This window comes from Sinorhizobium psoraleae (genome assembly GCF_013283645.1).
In the GTDB taxonomy this organism is placed as follows: Bacteria; Pseudomonadota; Alphaproteobacteria; order Rhizobiales; family Rhizobiaceae; genus Sinorhizobium; species Sinorhizobium psoraleae.
Map to the genome: position 1 here is coordinate 1 of NZ_JABEKV010000021.1, position 24,003 is coordinate 24,003.

Consider the following 24,003-nt stretch of genomic DNA (forward strand, 5'->3'; position numbering starts at 1 on the left):
AATAGGGTCGATCACTTTTTCGCGAAAGCCGTGGTTTTGGCACCGCCGCTGCGCGGACCCAAGACAGAACCCCATCGACAAGAAGGCGGATCCCGGTTGCGGACCGTTCCGCAGACGCGAGCTAAAAGCTTGCCACCGCTTGGCGGCGATCACGCCACCAGCCGTAACGTTGCTGTTGCCAGCGAGTCTCGCGTCACAAGCTATGGCGAAGTCGGGCGGCGGCGGCGGCACTACAGGCGTCGCCAGAGGTGAAGGCGGCGGAAAGGGCAGCAAGAGCGGAAACAGCGGCAAGGCCAAACTCAAACCCGGACGTTCATGATCTCCAAGCCCGGCGGCAATGTTTCCATCGCCACCCTCGCCCGGCGCAAATACACCGGCCTGTCGAGGGTGAAGGCCGAGCGGCGTAGCGGATGTTGGCGCGGACGGTCGACAAGCCGTCCCGCGTCAGACTCGAGACCAGACGTCGACGTATCCTGTAGTTCGTGCGGGAGAAGTCCTCAACACGGCTTGAAATCTCCCGATCGTCAGCAGGGCCCACATATTTGCGCAGCCCAAGCAAATTGCGTCAGGAGCGAGTTATGGCAGTCGCTGCGAGAGCCGAGTGGAAGGGTTATATCCGATTTGGCGAAGTCACGTCCGCGGCGAGGAACTTGCGGGTGATGGCGGCGGCGTGTTCGTCGAGCCATGCCGCCATCTCCTGCTGCAATATCGTTTCGCAGACACGTTTGGCCTCGATCGCCGGCATACTCGGCCGCGGCGATGAGGATCTTGTAGCTTACGATTTCCATCTGCTCGAACGTGTAGCTGGCGAGAGGCCACTACCTTGCCCGTGATGTCCTTGATGCTGGAAGAACCACCGGTGCGCTCGAGGCAAGGGTCGAGCATTACCACTTGGTCGCGGGTTCCCTGAAGGTGTTTGTCGATCCGCGCTTTGAGTTCGGGATAGTTCTCCAATCTTGCGGACTGAGTGGTGAGCATCGTGATCTCCTGCTCTTACATGGCATGTGCATCCCTGAGCCAGGCATGTAGATGATCCTGCCCATTATCCCTTCTTTCGTTCTCGATCTTCATTCCTCGTTTGAACATAGAACCTGAGGATTCCGGAAAGGTTCGACGGGCGCATGATCACGTGCGCTCGCGCCGCAGCTGCGGTGCATGGGATGGCGAAAGGAACTTCCCCATCGCCTGATTGTTGGAACGCTAATCGATCGCCCCTGCGGTTCCTGTTAAGTCAGGAGTTATGATGCGCATCATTCTCGGAGCAGTCGCCGGCCTATGCGCCACAATGGTAATGACCACGGCGATGCGGCGACTATTTGCCATACTGCCCCCCGACGAGCGCTATCCGCTTCCACCGTCTGAAATGCTGGAGAGCATTGGTGGTTCGGCGAATGGCAGAGCGCACTCTACCCGGACACTTTCGGCGCACTTTCTCTACGGAGCTCTTTCCGGTGCGCTCTACCCGCTCGTCGGAAAGTGGCTTAACGGGCCGATCTATGGTCTGACGGTCTGGACTGCCAGTTACCTCGGATGGATCCCCGCCACCCGTATTCTCCGTCCGGCAACGAAGCATCCGCTATCACGCAATCTGCTGATGCTCGCTGTGCATCTCGTCTGGGGTGCAGCGCTTGCGGCCGGATTTCGCGAGCTAGAACTCTCGCGTAGCGAGATATTCACCCGAGGTCCGGCACGTGACGCGTATGCGCAACGAATCCCCCACTCCGGCCGCGGCCATCGGATGGGCTGAGTTACACTGGCGCTCGCCTGACGCGTGTTTCTTCGGAGCGATGACTGAGATGGCGTACGGCCGCGACCAGGCGGAACATCTTCCTCTTTGCTCGGTTTTTCACACGTTCTAAACGAATTTCAGCCGATCAGCGGAAGACCGCATCGGGAGGAGATCATGATGTCTCGCCAAGAATTGGAAGAGCGCATTCGTCGACGCGCCTATGGAATCTGGGAACTGGAAGGGCGGGCTTACGGAAACCACGAGGGTCACTGGCATCGCGCCACAAAAGAAATCGAGGAAGAAGACTTGGCCGACCGTTCGAAAGGGACGCCCCGGAAGACGGAGCCGCCGCACTAAGCCACGGTGAAACACTCCGATCAGGTAATGCGAGGCAAGCATCAGCTCGGTTCGCCCAGCGTAAGCGCCTTCGCATGCGTCCTGCCTTGTAAGCTTCGGCCCATGTGAGTGTCCGATCTATCAACGTCTGAAAGAGCGCCGCCATCTCATGTACGACTGCATAGTCCTGGGCGGAGGTCCTGCCGGCTTGACAGCGAGCGTGTATCTGGCGCGGCTCAGACGGAGCGTGATCATCGTCGATGCAGGACTTAGTCGCGCTTCCCTCATCCCCCGCTCCTACAATCATCCAGCGTTCCCGGAGGGCGTACCCGGACGGGTCCTGCTTGACCGCATGCACGATCAATCCAGCAGGTTCGGCGTAGAGAGAATTGTTGGCCGTGGAGACCGCCTAGAGCGGACCGAGCACGGCTTCTTATGCGCAGTGGCCGGCCGGACCCTTCATAGCTTTGCCTTTATTTACGCGACAGGTCTGGTCGATATTCTCCCGCAGTGGCCTGATGCAGTGGAACTCGTGCGGAACGGCAATCTCCGGGTTTGTCCGATCTGCGACGGATACGAGATCAATGGCGCTCCTGTCGTCATCATCGGCAACAACCGGCGAGCAGCGAAAGAAGCCGCGTTCCTATTGTCGTTTACCGAGAGCGTGACGCTAGCGACGTTAGGTGCAGAACTAACGGACCTGAGCCCCGCAGATATCGAGCCGCCGCTCCGGTTGACAACCGCTCGATTGCTACATCATCGGCCTCTCTCCGGTGATCGTATATCGTTGGAGTTCGTTGATGGAGGAAGGATCGACGCGGCAGTATACTCGGCGCTTGGTTGCAGGCCTCAGTCCCAACTCGCGCAAGCGGTGGGAGTCAGACTTGACGAGGAGGGACGGATACCGACCAGCCAACATCAACGCACCAATGTCGAGCGCTTCTTCGCCATTGGCGACGTGGTAACGGGTCTGAACCAGTTAGGCGTGGCCATGGCCCAAGGGGAGATTGCCGCCGTCGCCCTGCACAACGATCTGTTGGCATTTTCTGGCGATCATTGAAATGTAATAAGGTGCTCGGGAATTACCGCGGACGCGACCTCCGGGGCGCAGCGGGGATGGACGTTCCCGACAAGCCTATGCCCACAGGGACTTCCTGTTGGGAACACCTAAGCTATGACGCCCGCTGGGTTCTTCCTCATCAACTCGGAATATTCCTCTATCCGCTCGGCGCCAGATAGGGCGTTACGCCCGCACGAGATCGAACCGGGTCGTACCGCTTGGCAATCGCCGGAGACCGTGAGCACACGCCATCGCGGCCGAGCAAGGCGATCCAGAAGCTCAAATAGAAATCCGCCAGGCTGAACCGAGTGCCCAGGATGTACGATCCACCTTTCTCCAAACGCGTGTTCATGACGTCCAGGCGGCTGAGAACAAGGGCTTTTGCCAAATCCTGAATGGCGGGATTGTCCTCTGTTCTCAGCGCGTATCGATGCGGAAAATGGAAGCGCTTCATCTCGGGTTGAATGTTCCCTGACAGGCTTACCTGATGCCGAATTGCGGCATGCGGCCAAACACAATGCCGGAAAAGACAACCGCCGAGTGTAGGCATTCGACCCCTTTGGCCGCTTAGCCGGGACTCATTGGGGGCTGCCTGCAACGTGAAGTCGGGGCGATTTGTCGGGCTCGATCAAAAACGTGAATAGGGCCACAGGATGCGGTCGGGCGCCGTCCGCATCAGACACAACGGCCTCGCCGATGCTCTATCGCTCGGAACATTGTTCACAGCCTGCGAGTTGGAGACGCTTTCACGAGATGAAGGCCGCCATGCCGTCAGCAACGTCCGAAAATCAACTGGCCGTTGGCCGCACACCAAGGATCTATTATGTGCACCCTCTTCATCTGAGGCGGCATGACGGATGGCGTGAATTATTCAAACACGTGGCAGCCCTCGGCTTCGATACTGTCCTGAGCGCACCACTGTTCGCTCGGAGCGATGGCGCCAGCGTGTTTGTGTCGAGTTCGTTCGAGCAACTCGATCCAGACCTTGAAATGCCCGGACGCGCCGAGGAGCAGATAGGCTCTCTGGCTGGCATGGCCGATGAACTCGGGCTTCGCTTCATGTTGGATTTGGTCCTCGACCGTGTCGCCGAGACCGAGAGCGTGAAACCTGATCCACGGATTCGAGCCGACGAGATCGGAAGCAGAAGAGTGACTTTCAACGATACGGCAGAAGCTGCCGAACACACGTCCGAATGGCAGCGGAGGGTGCGTCGCCTTGTCGACTTCGGGGTGGCGGGTTTCAGATGCCTCGGGATCGATCGTGTGCCGCAACATGTCTGGGGAACCATTGTCGAGGCCGCTCGAACGGCGCGCGCCGACACTCTATTTCTAGCGTGGACGCCCGGCTCCGGTTTCGAGCAGAGGCGAGCCTTGGCGGGAACCGGCTTCGACGGCACCTTTTCCTCCCTCGCCTGGTGGGACCTGGAGCAGTCCTGGCTCATCGACGAGTATGAAGCGCAGCGGGCGCTCGGATACCAGATCGCATTTCCCGAGGCTCCTTACGGCAAGCGCCTGGCGCACGGTACGGACAGTTGCGAGGTGCGGGAACGGCGCTGCCTGCTGGCACTTCGGCTCGCGGACTTGGTCGGCCCCCTGATGGTGCCGATGGGATTTGAGTTCGGGGTCGCCTTGCCGCTCGATCCGATGCATGGCGATGGGCGGGGGGTGCGCGGCTTGCGTGAACAGGCAAACTTCGATCTATCGTCCGATATACGCCGCGCGAACGAGGGCGACCCGATGGATTGTGCATTTCACGGCAGCCCCTTGCGCATGGTTGCGACGAGCCAAACACCCGCCATAGCCCTCGTTCAAATGGACCAGGAGGATGCCAGATCGTCCCGCGAAGTGCGGGTCATCGTAGCCAATCGGGATCTACGCCGTTCCGCGGCTGCACCGCTGCGCTCGATCACCGAGACCGTCTCGGCCTTCCTGCCCCTTTTCCCGGAGTCCCGAGAAGGCGCCGTGCTGGAAGAGCCGGTGCGACTGAGGCCTGGAGAACTGCTCCTCCTCAGGGGCCGGGCCGCGCGACCAATCCTGCTTACGTCGAGAGTGACTGCCGAGGAGGCAGCGGCTCAGCCGCGCCTCGCGATCGAAAACATCTCACCCTCCGTAGATGAAGGGCGGTACCCCGTGAAGCGGGTTGTCGGCGAGCTCGTTACCGTCGAGGCGGATATATTCGGCGATGGCCACGATCCCTTGGCGGCTGCCCTCTTCTGGCGAGAGGCTGACGCCGCCGATTGGCACCAAACGCCGATGGAACTGGTCGAAAACGACCGGTGGCGCGGCCACTTTCCGCTTAAGCGGCTTGGCCGCCATGAATTCGCGGTACAGGCGTGGCGCAATCCCTTCGCTATCTTCCGATACGAGCTGTCCAAAAAGCACGAGGCCAGACTCAATCTGAAGCTGGAACTCGAAGAAGGATTGCAGCTCGTGCGAAAGGCACTGGAGCAGGCGGATGGCAAAACTGCGGGCCGGCTCCGGGCGCTGTTGGACCAATTGCTTGGATCGTCGGAGAGCCGCAAAACCGAGATATTTCTGTCGGCTGAGGCTTTCGACGTCATGGCCGAGGCAGATCGGCGGCCTTTCCGCGTTCGCTCCTGGGCGAACCCGGTGGATGCTGAACGCTCCGGCGCGGCTTTCGGCAGTTGGTACGAATTGTTCCCGCGCTCCCAGAGCGGCGACCCGACCCGACATGGCACTTTTCGCGACGTCATAGGGCGTCTGCCGAAGATCAGGGAAATGGGCTTCGACGTGGTCTATTTTCCACCGATCCACCCGATCGGCAAAACCAATCGCAAGGGCCGCAACAACAGCCTCAAGGCTGAACCGGGAGATCCTGGCAGCCCTTATGCCATTGGCTCCGAAGAGGGCGGGCACGACGCCATTCATCCCGAGCTCGGCACATTCGAGGATTTCCGCGAGCTTGTCGAAGCGGCAAGAGGCCAGGGGCTGGAAATCGCGCTCGACCTGGCGATTCAAGCCTCACCCGACCACCCGTGGCTAAAGCAAAGGCCCGGTTGGTTCGACTGGCGGCCGGACGGAACGATCCGCTATGCCGAGAACCCGCCCAAGAAATATGAAGACATCGTCAACGTGGACTTCTACACCAACGACACGATCCCTGACCTTTGGCAGACGCTGCGCCACATCGTCCAGCTGTGGGTAGACCAGGGGGTAAAGGTTTTCCGCGTCGACAATCCGCACACCAAGCCGTTCCCTTTCTGGGAGTGGCTGATCCGGGACATTCGGGTGAAGCATCCTGAAGTCATTTTCCTGTCGGAAGCCTTTACCCGCCCCAAGGTCATGTACCGGCTCGCAAAAATCGGCTTTTCCCAGTCCTACACGTATTTCACATGGCGAAATACACGATGGGAACTCGAACAGTATATGCTTGAACTGACGAAGGAGGCGCCAAGGGATTTCTTCCGCCCCCACTTTTTCGTCAACACTCACGATATCAATCCCGAATTTCTGCAGAATGCACCGCGTTCTGCATTCCTGATACGGGCAGCTTTGGCGGCGACCCTTTCGGGACTTTGGGGCGTTTATAACGGCTTCGAACTGTGCGAGGGTCGCCCGGATTCCAAGCGGAAGGAGTACGCGGACAGCGAAAAGTACGAGATCCGGGCGTGGGATTGGGATCGGCCGGGCAACATCATCCCGGAGATCACGATGTTGAACCGGATCAGAAGTGAGAACAGAGCCCTGCATTCGCATCTCGGCCTCACGCTGCTACCGTCGTCGAACCCGTCGGTGATGTTCTACGAAAAGGCGAGCGCCAATCGGCAGAATGTTCTTCTGATCGGCGTGACGCTCGATCCCTATCGTGAGCAGGAGAGCGAAATCGAGGCGCCACTTTGGCTCTGGGACCTTCCCGACAGCGGCACGCTATCCCTCCACGATCTCGTTACAGGGGAGAAGTTCGCGTGGACGGGCAAATTTCAAAAGCTTCGGCTCAACCCCGCCATTCTACCATTCAGCATCTACCGCGTAAGATGAGGCCGACGCCGCCTCAGCGCCTCATGCTTCGCGCGAAGCATCCTGACGCGCGAACTCCGCACCCCGCAGCGAAATCTCCAATCGGCGCGCGACCACACGTGGTCGCTGCGGAACCTCGTGGACCCTTGCGAGTTTGGCAGGCTTCAGCCGGGTGATGGTGTCCACTCGAAAGAGCTTAGGCACAAAGATCCTGCCGTTCGACAGTTGCGAGGTGAAGAGGGTTCATGGACACAGGTCAGCTTCACCCGCATCCTGACATGTTCTGGTACAAGGACGCAATCATTTATCAGTTGCACGTCAAATCCTTTTTTGACGCGAACGGCGACGGTATTGGCGACTTCGCCGGGCTGCACCACAAGCTGGAATATATAGCCGCGCTTGGCGCTACTGCTGTGTGGCTGCTGCCGTTCTTCCCCTCTCCCCGCTTGGACGACGGCTACGACATCGCGGATTACACAGGTGTCAGCCCGGACTACGGAACGATCGCGGATTTTCGCGCTTTCGTCGAGGCGGCTCACGGACACGGACTGAGGGTCATCATCGAGCTGGTGATCAATCACACCTCCGACCAGCATCCATGGTTCCAGCGCGCGAGGCGCGCACCGCCGGGTTCGGCAGAAAGGGACTTCTATGTCTGGTCAGACACCGATCAGAAGTTTCCTGAGACCCGGATTATCTTTCTCGACACCGAGAAATCGAACTGGGCCTGGGATCCGGTCGCAGGCGCCTACTACTGGCATCGGTTCTATTCGCACCAGCCCGATTTGAATTTCGACAATCCTCTCGTTCTTGAAGAGCTTCTGACGGTAATGCGTCTTTGGCTGGAAACCGGGATCGACGGGTTCCGGCTTGACGCCATTCCATACCTCATTGAACGAGAGGGCACGATCAATGAGAACCTGCCGGAAACCCATGAGGTCCTGAAGAGGATCAGGGCTGCGCTGGATGCAAGTCATCCGGGCAAGATGCTGCTGGCGGAAGCGAACCAATGGCCTGAAGACACAAGAGATTATTTCGGTGACGGCGATGAATGCCACATGGCCTTTCATTTTCCCTTGATGCCGCGGATGTACATGGCCATAGCCAAGGAAGATCGTTTCCCCATCACGGACATCATTCGCCAGACGCCGGAGATACCGGACAACTGCCAGTGGGCGATCTTCCTCAGAAACCATGACGAACTCACACTCGAAATGGTGACGGACGCCGAGCGTGACTATCTGTGGAACACATATGCTTCCGACAGGCGAGCTCGGATCAACCTCGGCATCAGGCGTCGGCTGGCGCCGCTAATGGAGCGTGATCGCAGGCGGATCGAGTTGATGAATGCGCTCCTGTTGTCGATGCCGGGGACCCCCGTCATTTACTATGGTGACGAGATCGGGATGGGAGACAACATCTATCTCGGTGATCGCGACGGCGTCAGAACGCCGATGCAATGGTCTCCCGACCGGAATGGCGGGTTTTCGCGCGCCGACCCAGCTCGCCTCGTCCTGCCCCCAATCATGGACCCTGTCTACGGCTACGAGGCAGTAAACGTCGAGGCCCAGAGCGCGGACGCTCATTCGCTCTTGAACTGGACGCGGAGAATATTGGCGCTTCGCCGCAACCACCCCGCCTTCGGGCGCGGTACGCTGCGGTTTCTAAGGCCGGAAAATCGCAGCGTGCTCGCTTATCTGAGAGAACACGGCGATGACGTGCTACTTTGTGTCGCCAACCTCTCGCGCCTGCCCCAGGCGGTCGAACTCGATCTTGCGCCATTTGAGGGAAGAGTACCGATCGAATTGACGGGCATGTCGCCCTTTCCCCCAATTGGTCAACTGACGTATCTACTTACACTTCCGCCCTACGGCTTCTACTTGTTCCGGCTCGAGGCAGACGCTGAGGGTCCTGCCTGGCGGACCGAGCCGCCGGAGCAATTCCCGGACTTCGTCACCTTGGTCATGCGGCGAGAACTGGCCGATTTGATCGAGAGGCCGGATGTCCTTGGAAGTCTCTCCCGGGAGGTACTGCCCTCCTACCTGGCGAGGCGGCGGTGGTTCGCGGCAAAGGGCGAGCCGCTTCTGGACGCGTCCCTCGTATCGTTCACCCCGATGCCATTTGGCAATGATCTCCTGCTTGGCGAGTTGGAGGCCAAATTCGAAAGCCATGCCGAGCGCTACTTTTTGCCGCTTGCCATCGCATGGGACGATGACAAGCCTCACGCCCTCGCACAGCAGCTGGCCCTCGCGCGTATCCGCAGGGGGCGACGAGTAGGCTTCCTTACGGATGCATTTGCAATGGAAAGACTCGCGCGGGGCGTCATCAAAGCTCTGTGCGACCGGTCCCGGATAGCGGGAAAGAGCGGCACATACGAGTTCATCGGAACCGAGAAATTGGACTGCATGGGCATTTCAGACGAAATGCCAGTGCATTGGCTTTCGGCCGAGCAATCCAATAGCTCGCTGATCATAGGCGATCTCGCCATGATCAAGCTCATCCGACACATCTTTTCCGGGATTCACCCCGAAGTCGAGATGACACGTCACTTGACCAAGCTCAACTTCAACAACACTCCACCGCTCCTGGGCGAAGTTGCTCGCATCTTACCTGACGAAAGCCGATCGACCCTCATGGTCGTTCAGGGCGCGATCCGCAACCAAGGGGACGGCTGGAGCTGGATGCTTGCCAACCTGCGCCACGTCATCGAAGACGCGATGGTGTCCGGCCGGGAGAGTGTGCCGGAGGACAACGGTTTCCTACCTATCTTCACCCTCATGGGTACGATTGGCCGGAGGCTGGCCGAACTACATGCCGCACTCGCATCACCCTCGCAGGATCATGATTTCAACCCGGTGTTGGCGAGCGAGAAAGATGTCGTGAAATGGCAGCGCGCAGTCACCGATCAGATCTCGACGAGCATCCTTATCCTTACCGAAGAGACCGCGGCGGAGGATGCCGAGATCCGCGCGAGGGTGGCCGGCTTGCTGGAGCAGCGCGACGAGATTCTGAAGGCGGTCGGCAACCTTGCAGTCGCTGTGACGGACACGCTGATGATAAGGAACCACGGTGATTTTCACCTTGGCCAGCTGCTGATCGCCGAAAACGACGTATACATCATAGACTTTGAGGGTGAACCTGCTCGCGACCTCGCAGAAAGACGTGCCAAGACTAACCCATTGCGAGACGTTGCGGGCCTGATCCGTTCGATCCGCTACCTTGCCGCTTCGGCGGATATCGAGCAGGAAATTTCCGCGACCCACGAGAGCCGCGGACGCAGCCGGCTAATCTACCAGTTCGCCGATCTGGCAGAGGCGAGATTCCGTCAGGAATACTTTGCCGCCGTGGAGGCATCTTCTGCGCTGGCGCTGCCGCAGGAAAGACGCGAAAAGATCTTGGACCTCTTCCTCCTTGAGAAAGCAGCCTACGAGATCGCGTATGAAGCGCGCAACCGGCCGAAGTGGATGTCAATTCCGCTTGAAGGCTTCTGTTCGATCGCGTCCAAGCTGACGGGGAAGGCTGTATGACTTCGCAGGGCGCCGATCTTCTCGCGGGCCACAATCCCGAAGCGATTGCAGCTCTCGTCGACGGCAGGCATGGCGATCCCTTCTCCATCTTGGGGCGCCACCAAATAGGTGAAACCACCGTGGTTCGCTCGCTTTTTCCTGGCGCGCTCGCCGTGGACCTGCTGCACAGGGAGAGCAATTCGGTTCTCGCGCCGATGCATCTCGTTCATCGGGGCGGCCTGTTCGCCGCACGCACGACCGGCCCTGCCGGGCATCGGTTCCGGATCACTTGGCCTGACGCCACGCAAGAGGCTGATGATCCTTACTCGTTCGCACTGCTGCTCGGGCAGCTCGACCTGCACCTCATCGCGCAAGGCACACACTACGATCTGGCCCGAACACTGGGTGCAAATCCTCTGGAAGTCGAAGGGATCGCCGGCGTTCGCTTTGCCGTATGGGCCCCCAACGCGGGCCGAGTGTCGGTCGTCGGAGACTTCAATTCGTGGGACGGTCGCCGAAACCCTATGCGTCTGCGGCATGAGGCCGGCGTCTGGGAAATCTTTATCCCTGGTCTTGGTCCGGGCGAGAGGTACAAATACGAGCTGCTGGACTGCAAAGGCAATCTGCTCCCGCAAAAGGCCGACCCCGTGGCTCGCGCAAGCGAGGCGGCGCCTTCGACGGGCTCTATAGTCGCGTCAAACGAGCCATTCGAATGGAGTGATCACCAGTGGATGAATGCATGCCGTGCCGCGAACAAACTGGACGGCGCAATGTCGATTTACGAGGTGCATCTCGCATCTTGGCTGCGCGTGGTCGAGGAGGGGAACAGGCATCTCGATTGGATCGAGCTCAGCCAGCGGCTCATTCCTTATGTGAAAAGGCTCGGCTTCACGCACATCGAACTGATGCCGATCATGGAACATCCCTTCAGCGGGTCCTGGGGCTACCAACCGCTCGGCATGTTTTCGCCGACCGGCCGTTACGGAACACCTGAGGATTTCGCTTACTTCGTGGACCGCTGTCATGCGGGGGGAATAGGAGTGCTTCTAGATTGGGTCCCAGCACATTTCCCGGCCGACATCTGGGGACTTGCTCGCTTCGACGGTACGGCCCTCTACGAATATGAGGATCCCCGGGAAGGCTTTCATCGCGATTGGAATACGCTCATCTACAACTTCGGCCGCAACGAAGTTCAAGGTTTTCTGATTGCCAGCGCCCTCGAGTGGCTCGATCGCTATCACGTCGACGGCCTGCGGGTCGATGCCGTAGCCTCCATGCTCTACCGCGACTACAGCAGAAAGGAGGGGGAATGGATTCCCAACCGTCACGGGGGCCGCGAGAACCTCGAGGCTGTGGAATTCTTCAAACATTTGAACAGCATCATTCATCGGCGCTGCCGCCACGCCGTGACAATCGCGGAAGAATCGACTGCGTGGCCGAACGTGACGAGGCCCCCGGAAGAGGGGGGGCTCGGCTTCGACCTCAAATGGAACATGGGCTGGATGCACGACAGCTTGGGCTACATGCGCGAGGACCCGGTCCATCGGCGCTATCATCATTCCAGCATGACCTTCAGCATGATCTATGCCTATTCGGAAAGGTTCGTGCTTCCTCTTTCGCACGACGAAGTGGTCCACGGGAAGGGCTCGATTCTCGGCAGGATGCCAGGAGATCAGTGGCAGAGACTCGCCAATCTTCGGACCTACTACGGGTTTATGTGGGGCCACCCGGGCAAGAAGCTACTGTTCATGGGATCCGAAATAGCCCAGGACACGGAATGGGACCATGAACGGTCGGTATTTTGGGACCTTCTCGATAGGCCGGAACATGCCGCCTTGCAGATGCTGATCCGCGACCTTAACGGCATCTACCGGCGTGAGTCTTCACTGCAGTTCGGCGATTATCATCCATCAGGGTTCGAGTGGGCGGTAGTGGATGATGCCAAAAACTCCGTTCTCGCAATGCTGCGGCGCTCTCCTGACGATTCAGCCCTCATGTTGATCGTCTCGAACTTCACGCCCGTGCCTCGCTACGACTACCGCATCGGGGTGCCGCGTCCGGGGCTTTGGAGAGAGATCCTGAACACCGACGCGCAGGAGTATGGCGGTTCGGGGCTGGTGAATGGTGATATTCGGGCCGAATCTCGGAGTGCACACGGCAAAGAACTCTCGGTCAATGTCAAGCTTCCTCCACTCGCGACAATCTTCCACAAGTGGACGAGGGAATGACCACAAGCAGTTTGGACAAGCTGGCGAAACAGCATGGGGTCATTGGCGTGAGGCCCGGCATCGAAGCACCGAACGTCCCTGTCTCCGATCAAACTAAAAGAAAAATCCTCTCGGCTCTCAACATCCGAACCGATCCGCCTGCCAAATGTTTTGTTCCAAAATTCATGACCAAGGAGCGGGTTTGGGGAATTAGTCTCCAGCTCTACGAGCTGCGCTCCTCGCGCAACTGGGGCATCGGAGATTTCGATGATCTCGGGCGGCTCTGCGAGATCGCAGGAAGTTGGGGAGCCGATTTCGTCGGCCTTACTCCGCTGCACGCGCCGTTTCTGGCAGATCCAGACCGTTGCAGCCCGTATGAGCCTTCGAACCGGCGGTTCCTGAACCCGCTCTATATCGCGGTGGACCGTGTCAACGGCTTCAAGAACAGCCCGGCTCTCGAGAGAACCGCAGTGAAACTTCGCAAGACGGACCTCGTCGACTATGCAGGTGTCGCAAGAGCGAAACTGCAAGTGCTCAGGCAGATATGGCGAAGCCGTAAGCGGTGGTCAAACGAAGACGCCGCAGACTTCGAACGGTTCGAAGACGAGGGCGGCGAGCTCTTGAGAAAGCACGCACTGTTCGAAGCCCTGTCGGGCGAAATGCGCCGCCGAGACCAAGGAGCAGGGTGGACCGCTTGGCCTCTCACCTATCAAGATCCGGACGGCAGCGAGGTCAGGCGGTTTGCCCGCGAATACCGAGACGAAATTCAGTTCCATCTGTGGCTGCAATGGTTGGCGCACCGGCAATTGACCGCCGTTGCGGATACAGCGGCCCGGGCCGGCCTCAGGGTCGGGTTGTACCTCGATCTTGCGGTGGGGGAAGCCCTTGACGGCTCCGCGACATGGAGCGAGCGGCAAACCTATGCGTGGGGCGCCACAATAGGCAGCCCGCCTGACCCTTGGGCCGTTAAGGGACAGGACTGGCGGCTCGCTGCGATGCACCCAGCAACGATTGCGGCAGGAGCCTCGTCACCGCTGCGTGTAGTTCTGAATGGCACCATGCGCTATGCGGGCGCACTGAGAATCGACCACGCCGCGGCACTGAAGCGGCTGTTTCTCGTGCCGTTCGACTCGTCGCCCGAACGGGGTGCTTACGTCGTCTATCCGGACAATCAGATATTGCATGATCTTGCCGAGGCATCGAAGGATCATCGCTGCATTGTGATCGGCGAAGATTTAGGCCTCATTCCCAAGGGCTTGCGCGAGCAAATGTGCGCCGCGAATATTCTATCCTACCGCATCCTCACTTACGAGAAGAGCAAGCGGGGCTTCCGTCCGCCGGAGCATTACCCCAGGCTCGCTCTGGCGTGTCTTTCTACGCACGACCACCAAACGATAGTCGGCTGGTGGCGTGGCGCGGACATAGAAATGCGAGTGAAACACCATTTGGTGCCGGAGCAGGCGGCCAAGTTGGAACGGGAGGAGCGTGAGCGGGAACGCGCGAATCTAAGGAGGGCTTTAAAAAAACATGGCATAGTATTGCCCGGCGGAGCGACGGCTAGCATCCACGATATGGAGTTTGTTCACGCGCTGGTCGAAGGCGCCTATCGCTACCTTGCCGAAACACCATGCCTAATGATTGCTGCGCGGCTCGCGGACATGACGAACGAGCAGCGCGTTACGAATGTGCCCGGCACCAGCTCCGAGTATCCAAATTGGAAACCAAAGTTGTCGATGTCGGTGGAGGAGCTCTCGGGAGCCGATCTACCGCAGCTGGTCGTGCAAGGTCTCCAAGGGAAGGCCTCGAGGCGGCGTCCGCGCCATCGGAATTCGGCAGTTCAAATCGGAGGCGACTCTTGGTCTTAGAGCTGACCGGAACAACGGACGCGTATTTGAGATCATGGGCTTCCTGCCAACGGATAAGTGTGTACGCTCGTTCTCTTAAACGGGCCGGGACCATGCCTCCCGGTACCAAATTCGAGAGCAGTTCCCGTCGGTACATTATGCGATTCTCTTAGCCCCGAACGTGAACATCATCGCAACAAGGCGCGCACAGAGCTCGTGAAGAACGGCTCGCTTCGACCCGTTGCCGACCCTCGACAGATATGCCGCGAAAGTCCGCCCTAGGCGTGACAACGCGACGTACAACTGCAACAGGCTCTGGTCAGCCAGCATCAGCAGCCGGAGAAGTTGCTCGGGACGCGGTTGATGGGCAGAGCATGCCAGAGTGTATAAAAACGCCTTTCACGCGGTCTCGACGCAATACGGTGAGTGTGTGAAGCCATACGACGCCGGGCCTTTAGCCGTTCCGGGAAGATGCGACACCCCGAAATGGGCCCTCTTTGAAGCGAAGCTCTCTGGCTAACGCATAATTGCTCAAACCAAATCGATTCTAGGGTAAAATTACAGTGCATTTAAAGGCTGCAGCGAGCCTTGCGCGCCTATACGACGCGGTGGCGCTGTAGAGGAAAGGTGAAGCCAATGAAACGGTTAGCTATGATTACCCTGTCGCTGGTGACGGCGCTGACGAGCGCTCCGCCGGCCATGGCGATTGACGACGACTGGGCTTGGGCCCTCGGCGGGCTCGCGACCGGCGCAGTCATCGGCGGATTGCTGGCGCAGCCGAGATATTATGGCCCCAGCTACTATGATCCGGGCTACTACAGTCCAGGCTATTACGATCAGGGATACTACGATCAGGGCTACTACGCGTCGAGCTATTACCGTCCGCACTACTACGCGCCACGCTTTTACCGCCAGGCTTATTATGGCGGCAATGCACATGCGCGCTGGTGCTATGCGCGCTACCGCTCGTACAGGGCTTACGACAACACGTTCCAGCCCTATTACGGTCCGCGACGGGCGTGCGTCTCGCCCTACTATTGATTGAGGGGCGCGCTTGGCGACGCCGGTATCGGGACGCGCAGGTTATCGGATTCTTCAGCAGTGAGGTCGGACCGCTGAAGTGTGCGAGGTGTGCGTTGTCCTGTCGCCGAAAATGCATTTAAAGGCGGAAACGTCTTAGCGGCCCGGCGATTGGATTGGGCGCCCTTGTTTTGGCGATCGCGAGGCCGCCGGCAAGCTTGGCAAGACGCTCATGGAAGTTTCTCGATCGTAGTTCGAGTCGTCTCCTGATCCGCGTCTTAATATCGGCACCCATCGAGGCAGACAAAACCCATGCCAGGCACAGTAGCCCGGCATGGTTCTAGGAGGCCTCCTGGCTGTTGATCGAATCGTTTATCTTCTGCTCGGTAGCTGGGGCCGGTGTCTGGGCGAAAGCGATGGAGGCAACGAGAAGCCCTGCTGCGAGCGAGAAAACCATTCGTTTCGGGAACCTCGTGTCTCGAAGCGTGCGGGACGCCGCCTTATTGTGTGAGCACTTGCGGTTTCAGGTCACCGTCGAGTGTCTCTTCGGGTGGCCGCGGTTTCCCCCTCCCGACCAAGGGCTGCTCGACCAAGTTGGCGGGGGCTGCAACAGCGGTCGCAGCAACGTTACCTATGCTCGTGACCGTCCCGCCGACAACCGCAGTAATGCCCTGGCCAAGCGTAACATTCGAATCCGTGAGCGTTTGCCCCTTCATCAACCGCTGACCAATGAGCTGGACGATCGCAGGGCTCTCGGCAAACTTGCCATGGCTGAGGCTGTCCGCGGTATCGACCTTCGTCAGATCGATAGCCGTAATTCCAGCCTTCTCCAGCTTCGACCGATAGGGCTCTTCTGCCGGGTTGATGGCGCCGAGTCTCGACACCCGGCCTGTAATAAAGCTTGAAACGGCCAGCGCTTTGTCGTCCTGGGAGACGAAGATCGTAAACTTCGGTCGCGGCTCTCCCATTTCCACGAACTGCTTCGCGAACACTTGGATGTCGATGTCGGGTGATGCGAGAATCACGTTGTGGATCTTTGGATCCACGCGCCCATCGCGGATCCCCATCTGACGCAGCGATTCCATCGCCAGCCACGTGCCCATGGAGTGAGCCATCACCGTGATGTCCTTGACGTTCGGATCGGCCGCGAGCGTGCGAAGCGCCTGCTCCAGCGCTGTACGCGAGTAGTTCGTGCTTTCCTTGTCGTACTGATAGGCAGTAATTTCTGCCCGCGACGGCCAGGTGAACAGCACCGGGGTCGCCTGCATGCCGCTATCGTGAACGATCTGCGCCAGCCGGAAGACCGAATCTTCATACTTGTTGTTGAAGCCGTGGATAAAGACGAGCGCGTGACCGCCGTTCACATGCTGCTTAAACCAAGCTCGCCCCTCGGCCACGGTGGAGATCTGCTGAACCTGTGTCACAGCGAAATCCGTCGCCGGATTAGGGGGAAGGCTCTTTGGCCATTGGACTGTTCCAGCCTGTCGCTTGGGTGGGAGCGAGACCGAAACCTGCGTCAAATGCGGCTTGGGACTGCGCTCTCCACTGAAGAGCGTCGCCGAATCGCCGGAAGGCTCGCGCGTGGTCGCCACCAGCATTTCGACCTTTGCCGTTGGAGCGTCCGACGTTGAAAGTGTGACCGGCATCATAACGCCACTTGGATGTCCACAACCCGACAGGGAGAGAAGAAGAAGGGCAGCATTCCGTTTGCTCATCAAAGCGTCCCGAACCGGCTTGAGGATGATCCGTAGTGTCGAAACGCTATCATGCCGCCGCGATCTACGCGCGTAGCTTCGCGTAGCCTCTATGGCTGAATCTCCTCGCGAACCAGTCGGTGGATCGATCCACCCAGGCGTTCAGTCGGTCGCGGCCGTAGGCGTCGCTGCTATATCGGCGCCCGCTGCACGCAGGCCCGCGAAGATGCGTCCCCGATATTCCTGACGCGCGATGCGCATCGAGACCTCGCGCGCGATATTCGGCATTAGGTCGGGGGCGTGGATATTGAGCCAGCGAAGCTCGGCCTTTGCCTCATCAATCTTCCCGCTGAGCCTAGAATCGCCGTCAAGACCATATGATGCATGGGGTTGTAGTCGAGGTCAGACATTCGCGACCAGAGTTCCGCGGGCGCCAGATCACCTTAATGAATGCGCACAAGGACATGCCAACCTCGAAATAACCCTTCTGGCCGCCCCTTGCTCACGGCATTCGAAATAAGCCCGCAGCCCGTTTCCCATTTTCCCGACATGGCGAGACGCAAGCCGTATTCGCCGGCAACCTCGGTATCGTTGGCATTGATGGCATAGGCAGCCGCGCCTGCGCGCAATGCAGACTGAATATCATTACGGAAGACATTGGCCAGCATCAGCGCCTGCAAGGCGCGGGCGTTCTGTGGATCGATTTCAACCGCGTGTCCAGCCAGTTCGAGGGACGTTTCCAGCGACTTTGGGGAAGGCTTCACTCCCAACTTATAGGAAAAGCGCACCTCATCGAGTCGTATCGGTCTGAAACATGATTCCGAAAGGCTGAGCGACTGCTGTGGCAATTTCCTCTGCAAGAGCGGTTTCAATCTCGAAGGCGCTTTGCGCACGCAGGTCAGAATCGTAATGGTTCGCCCATATGATCACGCCATCTGCCCGTCGAACGAGTCGCGCGATCGATCGGAGCCTGTCGCCTTGCAGCCTTATGCTGCCCTGTAGAACATAGCCTGATCCGGAATGGCTGGGTTCACTGAGCGCAGTCCCCTCCACAACGACGATCTCTTTGAATCTGACCAATTTGCCAATGATCTCATCGGTCTGGCCTTGGGAAACGCCCGACGAGCGGTCGCTCGCAACGACATCTTTGAAGCGTTCCACCGCGATAGCCGGGCGATTGGGCGCCGTAATGCTCTGGTCGGTGCTGTGACGCGTGCCTTATACGGAAAAGCACGCACCGTGTGCTCGGGCGCCGACAGAATCCCGTGTGGGGTCTGTGGCAGGTCTGCTGCGTCACTCCAAGTCTTCGAAGTCTGGATTTAACTCAAAGGACGGTACGTATCCACCCTGGGGGATCGTGATGATGACGTTTTCGCTTGGTCCCGAGAGAAGTTAGTAACGCTCCAACTCCCGGCGGATACGGCCGGCTTCGATACGAACAACCGGATCATTCTGTGTGTCAAACGTATCTGTTCGGCCAAACACCTCTTGAGCGATCGTAAACGCCTTTAGATATTCGGGTCGGCCCGCCACGCGAAACGACACACAACTTTAATCGATTACGATGCTCCATATTCCCTTTTACCGAGTAACAGCGTAATATCCTGAACCTCACAATGCCGCTGGGCCCAATCTTGCGTTGTGTCGATGGGGGCGGACATGGTAGCAGACCAGCGGGGCGTCCGGGTCGAACCGACAACTGCATGGAGCAGGCCTTTCCTGACTCCGCGACACCATCATTGTGAGGGACGACCACCAGACCTCCAAACCTGGCTGGCTGGGTTCTGCCCGTTACATGGGGTAATCGCGGGAGCGAGCCGCCCCGGGGCGGCAGATTGGTCATGGTACTGAACAGCAAGGTGGTTGCTCCCCGATAAGATGGGAATACGGGCTCACGACTGGATGCCGGGCCCAAACATCAATTGGAGAACAACCATGAGCGAATATATCGGCCTCGACGTGTCATTGAAAGAGACAGCGATTTCTGTTCGGCGCGATGGCGAGAGGATTTGGCGCGGCAAATGCCCATCCGATCCAAAGCTGCTCGCAGAGGTGATCCGCCATCGCGCACCGGCAGCAGAGCGGGTGGTGTTCGAGACCGGTCCTTTGTCTGTGTGGTTCTATCATGCTCTGAGTGCAGAAGGGCTTCCGGCAATCTGTATCGACGCCCGCCATGCCAAGGCCGCGCTCGACATGGCCCCGAACAAAACAGACGCCAAAGACGCCGACGGCTTGGCACAGCTGGCTGAGGTCGGCTTCTACCGCGAGGTACGCGTGAAGGGCTATGACAGCATGCTTATCCGCACATTGGTGACCGCGCGCACCAAGCTAATCAGGATCATGACGGAGCTATCCAATCAGATCCGTGGGCTTATGAAGACGTTTGGGCTGGTCGTGTCCAAAGGTAGTGGCTTGGTATTTGCCACGAATGTACGCAATCTGTTGGGTAGCAATGCTGCCTTGGAACAGATCATCCTGCCCCTTCTCGAGGCTTGGCGTAGTATCCGAGGCCGCGCTGCGGAACTTGATCGTCAGCTCGTCGCAATGGCACGGCGGAGCGACGCATGTCAGGTACTGAAGTCCATTCCCGGGGTCGGTGCGGTGACTTCCGCCTCCTTTGTTGCGGCGATAGAGGATCCGAAAAACTTCCGAATCTCCCGGTCTGTGGGAGCATGGCTGGGACTGACAACAAGGCGGTATCAGTCCGGGGAAGTTGACTATGACGGCCACATCTCTCGGCGGGGAGATAGTCATCTGCGTGGCCTCCTTTATGAGGCCGCTACGGTGATCCTGACCCGAGCCCATGCTGACAGTTCACTTCGTGCCTGGGGGATGAAGCTCAGAGAGAAGGTCGGCTTCAAACGAGCAGCAGTTGCTGTGGCGCGCAAGCTATCCGTGATAATGCACAGAATGCTGACAACCGGCGAATTTTTTGACCGGTCCGCCGGCATGACTGCCTGAGTTCACCAGGCATTCTGAATTGAGTCCGCCTTATCGGATGCGTTGAAACGTCCCTGCCGGGACGTAGGTCGGGTCATTCCGCAGATGGTGTTGGCAGGTGAACGTGTACCACGTCCCATACTGCGTCCGTTACATTGGAAGATCCCTCCGGCGAAAACCCTTCATGCGGCGATCAGGTATCGACCGCGCAGACAACCGTGCTCCCGGCAAACGTCATCAACAACGCAACACGAAACAGCGGTCCGCACATCCACAGTTTGACACTCGTCAGGTCGAACGATGCTCGGCCGGCCGTTGTTGAGCATGTCAAAAAGAGCTTGATCTATGCCGAGCGATTAGACAACACCATCTAAACTGCCGTGGAGAATCTAAACCAAGTGCAACAATGGCGTGTGCAGGGTAGGGCATTACCCACATTCGCGCAAATGATGCGCGAGGGCGACGAGCTGTTGCTGGCTGACCGCGGACAGATCGGTATCTCCGGGCATGAAGCGGCGGATGCGCTTGTTGGTGTTCTCGACCGCGCCTTTCTGCCACTGTGAATTCGGATCGCAGAACCAGCTCCGGGCACCGATCCCGTCTTCCAAAGCCCTGAAGCCGCTGAACTCGGTACCGCGGTCGAAGGTGAAGCTCTGTCGGGCAAAAGCCGGCAACGGTGAGAAGGCGTGGACCATCTGATCCATCATCGGTCGCGAGTGCCGGCTGCCATTCTTGATCATCACCGTGTAGCGGCTCTTGCGCTCGACGAGCGAGGTGACATTGGCCTCACCGAGGTCGCGCCGAAAGATCAGCAGATCGCCCTCCCAATGTCCGAACTGCGAGCGATCGGCTGATCCTGCAGTCAAACGGGATCAAGCCGTCAGCTCGCGATAGATCGTCGAGCGATGACGGCCGAGTTGGGGGCAATCTCACCAACAGGAACTTTGCGTTCCACGAGCTGATGCAAACGTCGGCGATCGGAAAGGGTGAGCTGCGAATAGCAGAGCGACATCCAGAATTCTCCAAGGCGAAGCCATTGTTTTAATTGGCATGTCGCACTAGAGTGTACCCCCGTTACACAAAGTGTGGCGACGAGGTTGAAATGTCCGCCGTTGCGCAAAGTTCAAATGTCACTGTGGGTGGCCGCAGGCACGACGACCAGCCCCGATCTGACCGGCGGGTCCGGGTTGCAAGGTGAGATCGGGCCGCGTGAGGGCACCCACCGGCTTTGAGGGTTTCAATCTTCGCGCGCTTGGGGAATGATCTGAATCGGAATCGGCTGCAGGCGATGAAGCTGGGTGATATTGGTTAGCAGCTGCCTGAGAGGTGGCGGCATTGGCGCCGGAGGAATTCGCTTGGCACTCGGCCGATCAAAAGCCGTTTGCGGGAACGCGTACATCCGAGGAGAAACTCGCCGCGGCTGAAGTTCACCACAAACGGCTGACGGCAGGAAGCGTCTCGAAAACCTGGTCCGCTGAAATCAGCGGCATCCCAAGATCCAGCGCACTCGCTGCCAGCAGACGGTCGAATGGGTCGCGATGCTCCCACGCAAGCGTTGCCCCTTTCAAACAAATTTCCGGCGCCAGGGCGGCGACTCTGCCGCCCTGCTGTTCCAGCAAACTGGGCAAATCATTGACGAATGGCCCCATCTCTGGCCACTTGCCGATGCGAACCTTCTGCCCGATCTCGAAAAAACTGATCGGGCTGACGAAGACGTTGCGGCCTCCGTGATGAGAGCGGTTGCCTTGGCAGATAGGCGCACATCGCCGGTCAGCGACCATGCCCACGTATGGGTGTCGAGAAGCACAGCCGTCACGCTTTGCCTTCCCAAAGGGCCAGTTCATCCTCACTCATAGGCTCGAAGAAATCCGGCCCGTCTCCTGTAACCTTGCCTTTCAGCAGCCCGATCGTGAACTTGTTTTGCGGGATGGCAACGATGCGGGCAACAGGAGTCTTGCCCTTTGCAATGACAACTTCTTCGCCAGCCTTCGCCGCCTCGATAAGTTTGGACAGGTTTGTTTTGGCGTTATGGATTGTAACCTGCATGGCAACCTCAATTAGCTAACTTGGCTATTCTTAGTGCATTTTACTCCGAAAATCTAGCCACTCGTGGCCGTGCGACGCTTCACGTCGCTGAGAAGGCATCGACGATCTTGTCGATAAGCGGCCGAGAGTGACGGCTGCCATTCTTGATCATCACCGCGTAGCGGCTCTTGCGCTCGACCAGCGAGGTGACATTGGCGTCACCGAGGTCGCGCCGGAAGATCAGCAGATCGCCCTCCCAGGGGCCGAACTGCGAGCGATCGGCAATGAAATCAGGACGTTGGCTGATCCTGCAGTCAAACGGGATCAAGCCGTCGCGGGGCTTGCGAGATCCGCGGCGCCGGCGTTTGCGACGGCCTTCCGCTAGATGCCGATAGAGCTCCAGCGCGTAATCCTCCTTGCAGTAAATGAAGCGATAGATCGTCTCCGGGCAGACGCGGACGGTACTCACGCCGTCCGCGAGCAGACGGCCGGCGATCTGTTCCGGCGACCAATGTGCCTTCAGCCGATCGACCACCAGGTCGCGCAACTGCGGATGGCGCCTGAGCTTGCGCAACCGCCGGCGACGCTCCTTGGAGATGTCATTGGCGATGCCGCTGTAATAACCGCTGTATTCCGGAAACTCGGCATCGCGAAAGGTATTGCGCTTCAGCTCGCGATAGATCGTCGAGCGATGACGGCCGAGTTGGGGGCAATCTCACCAACAGGAACTTTGCGTTCCACGAGCTGATGCAAACGTCGGCGATCGGAAAGGGTGAGCTGCGAATAGCAGAGCGACATCCAGAATTCTCCAAGGCGAAGCCATTGTTTTAATTGGCATGTCGCACTTGGAAATAGAATGTACCCGGCTACACTTACTGTGGCGGCCAGGTTGAAATGTCCGCGGTTGCGCAAAGTAGAAATGTCACTTTGCGCCGCCACACGGCAACCGATCGAAGCAGGAGGGTGATCGCGACGGCCGCTTAGTCCAACTTAAGCGGCCATCGCTGAGCCCCATGAAGAACGGTCACGATTTCGATGACGTCGGGCATCACCCGGTAGGCGACAATATAGGGAATATCCGCAAAGACGTACTCGCGGGTACCCTTAATACGTCCGACACGTCCCATGGCCGGCTGACTCGCTAGATTGTCTACGGCCGAAACGATGCGTGCGACGACGCGGGCGGCAGCCTCGGGATCGTCCTTCGCGATATAGCTACCGATTTGGTCGAGCCTTCGGACAGCTCTGCGCGTCCAGCGCAATGCGTGGCTGCTCATGCTTTGCGAGCGGCCTTTACGTGCTTTGCTACCACACTGGCCAACTCGTTCGCGCTGGCAAACTCGCCGCGATCGGCCTCATCTATCCCAGCTTGGATCTCGGCCAACTGCCATTCCTCTCTTGCCACATAGTCCTCAATGGCCTGGGCGGCTAAATAGGCACGGGAGCGATCAGAAAGCGCGGCTATCCTGTCAAGCTTTTCAGCAATTTCGTCTTGCACGCGCACAGTGAAAGCAGCGGTCATTGTCTTAACCTCATTGGTTCACAGTTAATATTGGTGAACCATCTTGGTTCGTCAAGGGTAAGGACAACGCGGCCCAGTCGTCTACATGGCCCGGTGCGTACGTTGCTGCGAAAACGGCCAACTGAAAGAACATTCAGCGAAC

Annotated in this window: 16 protein-coding genes and 4 pseudogenes; 9 read left to right on the plus strand and 11 right to left on the minus strand. The window is 58.8% G+C overall.

Going from position 1 to position 24,003, the window contains the following annotated elements; all coding sequences use genetic code 11:
* Nucleotides 1–610: 610 nt before the first annotated feature.
* Nucleotides 611–1,071 (minus strand): annotated as a pseudogene (locus ILFOPFJJ_RS33640) (ferritin-like domain-containing protein).
* Between the two features lie 172 nt (nucleotides 1,072–1,243).
* Between ILFOPFJJ_RS33640 and ILFOPFJJ_RS33645 the strand changes: the two are divergent.
* The 3 genes from ILFOPFJJ_RS33645 (at nucleotide 1,244) to ILFOPFJJ_RS33655 (ending at nucleotide 3,125) form a co-directional block, all read left to right on the plus strand.
* On the plus strand, nucleotides 1,244–1,747 hold the full coding sequence (locus ILFOPFJJ_RS33645; RefSeq protein WP_246300004.1) for a DUF1440 domain-containing protein: 504 nt from the start codon (nucleotides 1,244–1,246) through the stop codon (nucleotides 1,745–1,747).
* A 159-nt stretch (nucleotides 1,748–1,906) separates the two neighbouring features.
* The gene (locus ILFOPFJJ_RS33650; RefSeq protein ID WP_246300005.1) at nucleotides 1,907–2,086 is read left to right on the plus strand and encodes a DUF2934 domain-containing protein; all 180 of its coding nucleotides are present in this window, start codon (nucleotides 1,907–1,909) and stop codon (nucleotides 2,084–2,086) included.
* 148 nt (nucleotides 2,087–2,234) lie between these two features.
* Nucleotides 2,235–3,125: an NAD(P)/FAD-dependent oxidoreductase gene (locus tag ILFOPFJJ_RS33655; RefSeq protein ID WP_173514733.1), complete on the plus strand. Its 891-nt coding sequence runs from the start codon at nucleotides 2,235–2,237 to the stop codon at nucleotides 3,123–3,125.
* 157 nt (nucleotides 3,126–3,282) lie between these two features.
* Here ILFOPFJJ_RS33655 and ILFOPFJJ_RS33660 read toward each other — a convergent pair whose 3' ends face one another.
* Together ILFOPFJJ_RS33660 and ILFOPFJJ_RS36885 are read right to left on the minus strand one after the other, a co-directional pair.
* The gene (locus tag ILFOPFJJ_RS33660; protein ID WP_246300006.1) at nucleotides 3,283–3,579 is read right to left on the minus strand and encodes a glutathione S-transferase C-terminal domain-containing protein; all 297 of its coding nucleotides are present in this window, start codon (nucleotides 3,577–3,579) and stop codon (nucleotides 3,283–3,285) included.
* A 413-nt stretch (nucleotides 3,580–3,992) separates the two neighbouring features.
* The gene (locus ILFOPFJJ_RS36885) at nucleotides 3,993–4,397 is read right to left on the minus strand and encodes a hypothetical protein (protein WP_312032784.1); all 405 of its coding nucleotides are present in this window, start codon (nucleotides 4,395–4,397) and stop codon (nucleotides 3,993–3,995) included.
* Here ILFOPFJJ_RS36885 and ILFOPFJJ_RS33665 point away from each other — a divergent pair.
* The 5 genes from ILFOPFJJ_RS33665 (at nucleotide 4,389) to ILFOPFJJ_RS33685 (ending at nucleotide 15,701) form a co-directional block, all read left to right on the plus strand.
* Nucleotides 4,389–7,124, plus strand: coding sequence for a maltotransferase domain-containing protein (locus ILFOPFJJ_RS33665; RefSeq protein WP_312032785.1), 2,736 nt, complete (start codon nucleotides 4,389–4,391; stop codon nucleotides 7,122–7,124). The genes ILFOPFJJ_RS36885 and ILFOPFJJ_RS33665 overlap by 9 nt on opposite strands.
* 224 nt (nucleotides 7,125–7,348) lie before the next feature.
* On the plus strand, nucleotides 7,349–10,630 hold the full coding sequence (gene treS / locus ILFOPFJJ_RS33670; RefSeq protein ID WP_173514735.1) for a maltose alpha-D-glucosyltransferase: 3,282 nt from the start codon (nucleotides 7,349–7,351) through the stop codon (nucleotides 10,628–10,630).
* On the plus strand, nucleotides 10,627–12,837 hold the full coding sequence (gene glgB, locus ILFOPFJJ_RS33675; protein WP_173514736.1) for a 1,4-alpha-glucan branching protein GlgB: 2,211 nt from the start codon (nucleotides 10,627–10,629) through the stop codon (nucleotides 12,835–12,837). The genes treS and glgB overlap by 4 nt, the downstream gene beginning before the upstream one ends.
* The gene (gene malQ, locus ILFOPFJJ_RS33680) at nucleotides 12,834–14,681 is read left to right on the plus strand and encodes a 4-alpha-glucanotransferase (protein ID WP_173514737.1); all 1,848 of its coding nucleotides are present in this window, start codon (nucleotides 12,834–12,836) and stop codon (nucleotides 14,679–14,681) included. The genes glgB and malQ overlap by 4 nt, the downstream gene beginning before the upstream one ends.
* Nucleotides 14,682–15,296: 615 nt before the next feature.
* Nucleotides 15,297–15,701: a BA14K family protein gene (locus ILFOPFJJ_RS33685; RefSeq protein ID WP_173514738.1), complete on the plus strand. Its 405-nt coding sequence runs from the start codon at nucleotides 15,297–15,299 to the stop codon at nucleotides 15,699–15,701.
* Between the two features lie 479 nt (nucleotides 15,702–16,180).
* On the opposite strand, the gene ILFOPFJJ_RS33690 is transcribed toward ILFOPFJJ_RS33685, so the two are convergent.
* The gene (locus tag ILFOPFJJ_RS33690) at nucleotides 16,181–17,395 is read right to left on the minus strand and encodes an alpha/beta hydrolase (RefSeq protein WP_173514739.1); all 1,215 of its coding nucleotides are present in this window, start codon (nucleotides 17,393–17,395) and stop codon (nucleotides 16,181–16,183) included.
* A gap of 141 nt (nucleotides 17,396–17,536) precedes the next feature.
* Nucleotides 17,537–18,382 (minus strand): annotated as a pseudogene (locus ILFOPFJJ_RS36845) (hypothetical protein); the annotation flags it as partial.
* Nucleotides 18,383–19,309: 927 nt separating this feature from the next.
* On the opposite strand from ILFOPFJJ_RS36845, the gene ILFOPFJJ_RS33700 reads away from it, so the two are divergent.
* Nucleotides 19,310–20,335 carry an IS110 family RNA-guided transposase gene (locus tag ILFOPFJJ_RS33700; protein ID WP_173514740.1) on the plus strand — a complete coding sequence of 342 codons (1,026 nt, stop codon included), beginning with the start codon at nucleotides 19,310–19,312 and terminating at the stop codon, nucleotides 20,333–20,335.
* Between the two features lie 407 nt (nucleotides 20,336–20,742).
* Here ILFOPFJJ_RS33700 and ILFOPFJJ_RS33705 read toward each other — a convergent pair.
* The 6 genes and pseudogenes from ILFOPFJJ_RS33705 to ILFOPFJJ_RS33730 form a co-directional block, all read right to left on the minus strand.
* Nucleotides 20,743–21,162 (minus strand): annotated as a pseudogene (locus tag ILFOPFJJ_RS33705) (IS30 family transposase); the annotation flags it as partial.
* A gap of 579 nt (nucleotides 21,163–21,741) precedes the next feature.
* A complete protein-coding gene (locus ILFOPFJJ_RS33710; RefSeq protein ID WP_376741495.1) occupies nucleotides 21,742–22,095 on the minus strand; it encodes a type II toxin-antitoxin system VapC family toxin in 354 nt (117 codons plus the stop codon).
* 31 nt (nucleotides 22,096–22,126) lie between these two features.
* A complete protein-coding gene (locus ILFOPFJJ_RS33715) occupies nucleotides 22,127–22,360 on the minus strand; it encodes a type II toxin-antitoxin system Phd/YefM family antitoxin (RefSeq protein WP_173514741.1) in 234 nt (77 codons plus the stop codon).
* 88 nt (nucleotides 22,361–22,448) lie between these two features.
* Nucleotides 22,449–23,137: pseudogene (locus ILFOPFJJ_RS33720) on the minus strand (IS30 family transposase); the annotation flags it as partial.
* 182 nt (nucleotides 23,138–23,319) lie between these two features.
* Nucleotides 23,320–23,616: a type II toxin-antitoxin system RelE/ParE family toxin gene (locus ILFOPFJJ_RS33725; protein WP_173514742.1), complete on the minus strand. Its 297-nt coding sequence runs from the start codon at nucleotides 23,614–23,616 to the stop codon at nucleotides 23,320–23,322.
* Nucleotides 23,613–23,861 (minus strand): CopG family ribbon-helix-helix protein, encoded by a 249-nt coding sequence (locus ILFOPFJJ_RS33730; protein ID WP_136510472.1) that lies wholly within the window; start codon nucleotides 23,859–23,861, stop codon nucleotides 23,613–23,615. The genes ILFOPFJJ_RS33725 and ILFOPFJJ_RS33730 overlap by 4 nt, the downstream gene beginning before the upstream one ends.
* Nucleotides 23,862–24,003 lie beyond the last annotated feature (142 nt).